We start from the raw sequence: 3,156 nt of genomic DNA, 5'->3' as shown, positions 1-3,156 counted from the left end.
AAACCGAGGCCAGACGAATCACTGGCTATTCGATCTGCATCTCCGGCACGTCGCCCTCGACGATCAGCTTCGCGCCGGTCGCCTTGACGATGTCCCCGACCGAGCAGCCGGGGCCGCGCTCCTTCAGCACCAGGCCCGCCTCGGTCGGCTTGATCACCGCCATCTCGGTCACGATCAGGCTCACGCGCCGCGTAGCGGTCAGCGGCAGCGTGCAACGCTCGACGATCTTGTGGGCGCCCTTGGCGGTATGGACCATGGCGACGATGACGCTTTTCGCGCCGGCGACGAGGTCCATCGCGCCGCCCATGCCCGGCACCATCTTGCCCGGCACCATCCAGTTGGCGAGATAGCCGCGCTCGTCGACCTGAAGGCCGCCGAGCACCGTCATGTCGAGATGGCCGCCGCGAATGAGGGCGAAGCTCATGGCGCTGTCGATCGAGGCGGCGCCCGGCATGGCGGTGACGAAACCGCCGCCGGCGTCGGTGAGGTCCTCGTCCTCCATGCCCTCGGGCGGGCGGGGGCCGAGGCCGACGACCCCGTTCTCCGCCTGGAAGAACACGTGCACGTCCTTCGGCAGGAAGTTGGCGACGAGACTCGGCAGGCCGATGCCGAGATTGACCAGCATCTCGGGCTTGATCTCCTGGGCGACCCGCTCAGCGATGATGTCCTTGTCTTCCATCACAGGGCCCTTTCGAGAATATGGGTGACGAGCACGCCGGGCGTCTTGACGTCGTCAGGGGAGATGACGCCGACCGGCACGATGTGGTGCGGCTCGGCGATGACCACTTCGCCGGCGAGCGCCATGATCGGATTGAAGTTGTGGGCAGTCAGCGAATACTGGAGGTTGCCGTAGTAGTCGGACTGCTTGCAGCCGAGGAGGGCGAAGTCGCCCTTAATCGGCTTCTCGAGCAGGTAGGGCTTGCCGTCGACCTCGATGATCTGCTTGCCTTTCTCGACCGTCGTGCCGATGCCGGTGGCGGTCAGCACGCCGCCGAGCCCTGCGCCCCCGGCGCGGATGCGCTCGACCAGCGTTCCCTGCGGCGAAAGTTCGACCTCGATCTCGCCGGAAATCATCTTCTTCTGCGTCTCGGGATTGAGCCCGATGTGCGAAGCGATCAGCTTGCGGACGGCGCCGGCGGAGATGAGCTTGCCGATGCCCTTGCCGGGCGAGGCGGTGTCGTTGGCGACGATCGTCAGGTTCTTCACGCCGCGCTTGACCATGGCGTCGATCAGGCGGTGGGGGGAGCCGACCCCCATGAAGCCGCCGATCAGGCAGACCGCCCCGTCGGGGATCAGTGCGGCCGCCGCATCGGCGGATAACGCGGTTTTCATACTTGCATCCCCTGTGAGCCCTTGCGCGCGGGTGCGCGCGCGTCGATCCGTAATCCAAGTCCGACGGAAGCGAAACAAGGAGCGGCCGCCGCTTATTGTCGCGGGGCCTGTCCCAATCGCCGGCAAACTCGGCGCGCGATCTGACACGCGTGTGACGGTTGACCCGGACCGCCGGCCGTCGCAGTGAGCCGCGCGGGAAGGCCAAAAAGAGGGTGATCGCCGATGACGGACACGATTTCGCCCGCCGGCGGGATGTGGGACGACCGCTACCGGCCGGCGTCCTACGCCTACGGGCTCGAGCCGAACGCCTTTCTGGCGAGCCAGGCGCATCGGCAACGGCGAGGTATGCGCGCGCTCGTCCCGGGCGACGGCGAGGGGCGGAACGGGGTGTGGCTCGCGGGGCAGGGACTCCTTGTGGATACGTTCGACCTCTCCGCCTTCGGCGTCGCCAAGGCGAAGGCGCTCGCTGCGGAGCGCGGCGCGAGCGTCAACGCCGTTCAGGCCGACGCGCTCGCATGGGACTGGCCGGAGGCGCGTTACGACCTGATCGCGCTGATTTACGTGCACCTTGTCGAGCCCGAGCGCCGGATCGTCCACGCGAAGGCGCTGAAAGCGCTGAAGCGCGGCGGCCTGATTGTGCTGGAAGCCTTCCGCCCCGAGCAGCTTCTTCGACACGCCGCCGGAGCGCGCGGCGGCCCGCGCGATGCGGCGCCTCTTTATTCCGTCGAGGCGCTGCGGGAGGATTTTTCCGCCGAGGAAATCCTGTTGCTCGAAGCCGCGGAGGCGCGGGTGGACGAAGGCCATCTGCACGTCGGCGAGAGCGCGGTCGTGCGGGCGGTGGTGCGGAGGGGCTGAGGGGAATCGATTTCACCACTAAGATCACGAAGAGACCCGAAGCCTTGGCGGACCTTCGTGTCCTTTCTGGTGAAATCGCTCAGCCGACCCGCTTCACCCCCGGCGGCTTCCAGGTCCCGGTTCCGAGCGGCAGGATCGAGGGCGGATTGGTCTTCGGCCAGTAGAGGCGCATGACCATGTAGATCGGCCCCTCCGGCGAAGGCAGCCAGTTCGATTCCTTGTCCGCTCCCGGCGACGTGTTTTGGATGTGGATCGTGATCGAGCCGTCAGAATTCTTCTTCAGGTCCGGCAGCATCGGCGAGTTGATCAGGTACCGGTCGATCGGGTTCTTGACCAGAAGCTGCGTCTTGCCGTCGTACATCGTCACCGACCAGAACGCGTTGACCGGCGGCAGCCCGTCGGCGGGGAAGGTCAGAGTGTATTTCCTCTTTCCGTCGAGCGGACGGCCGCGGTCGTCGGTGCGGGCGAAGGGATAGGCCGCCTCGATCGGGTCATTGGCGTAGATGCCGGCCTTGGCCACCGCCGCGCGCTTCAGCCAGTCGCCGTTGAAGTACGCGGCGTCACCGCCGCCGAAACCGATCCGCCAGCCATTGACGTTCTTGCCGGAGAGATTGACGACGTCGTCGATTCGCCGGTCGGCCATCTTCATGCCGACGAGGATCTGGAGCCGGTCGTCGAGCCTGAGGCTTTCCAGGTTGAACGGCTTGCCCGCCTCGACGCCGATTTTGGCGAGGTCGGCGCGGATCGCGTCCTCGTTCTGCATTGGCGGCATGAACTGCATCATGAAGGCCACGTAGTCGAAGAACTTCGTCTTCGCGAGGTCGTCGTCGATCTTGTGTTGTTTTGCATGGACAGCCCAAGTCCAAAGATGTTAATGGCTGGGACAAGATCCGCTGGAGCATGACGATCGCCGGAGCCGCCTCAGCCTACGGCGTCGACGCTCAGCCCGAGACCAAGGACGATTGGACG

General features: G+C 65.9%; 3 protein-coding genes and 1 pseudogene. 1 reads left to right on the top strand and 3 read right to left on the bottom strand.

Going from position 1 to position 3,156, the window contains the following annotated elements:
• Positions 1-25 precede the first annotated feature (25 nt).
• Positions 26-679 (bottom strand): 3-oxoacid CoA-transferase subunit B, encoded by a 654-nt coding sequence (locus ACLP25_RS08485; protein WP_442468771.1) that lies wholly within the window; start codon positions 677-679, stop codon positions 26-28.
• On the bottom strand, positions 679-1,332 hold the full coding sequence (locus ACLP25_RS08480) for a CoA transferase subunit A (protein ID WP_442468770.1): 654 nt from the start codon (positions 1,330-1,332) through the stop codon (positions 679-681). Before ACLP25_RS08480 ends, ACLP25_RS08485 begins: the two co-directional genes overlap by 1 nt.
• A gap of 222 nt (positions 1,333-1,554) precedes the next feature.
• Between ACLP25_RS08480 and ACLP25_RS08475 the strand changes: the two genes are divergently transcribed.
• The gene (locus tag ACLP25_RS08475) at positions 1,555-2,187 is read left to right on the top strand and encodes a class I SAM-dependent methyltransferase (RefSeq protein ID WP_442468769.1); all 633 of its coding nucleotides are present in this window, start codon (positions 1,555-1,557) and stop codon (positions 2,185-2,187) included.
• 79 nt (positions 2,188-2,266) lie between these two features.
• On the opposite strand, the pseudogene ACLP25_RS08470 reads toward ACLP25_RS08475, so the two are convergent.
• Positions 2,267-3,001, bottom strand: a pseudogene (locus tag ACLP25_RS08470) (DUF1254 domain-containing protein); the annotation flags it as partial.
• Between the last annotated feature and the right edge of the window lie 155 nt (positions 3,002-3,156).

Source organism: Roseiarcus sp. (genome assembly GCF_052145395.1).
In the GTDB taxonomy this organism is placed as follows: Bacteria; Pseudomonadota; Alphaproteobacteria; order Rhizobiales; family Beijerinckiaceae; genus Roseiarcus.
This window is presented reverse-complemented; position numbering and strand designations above follow the sequence as displayed.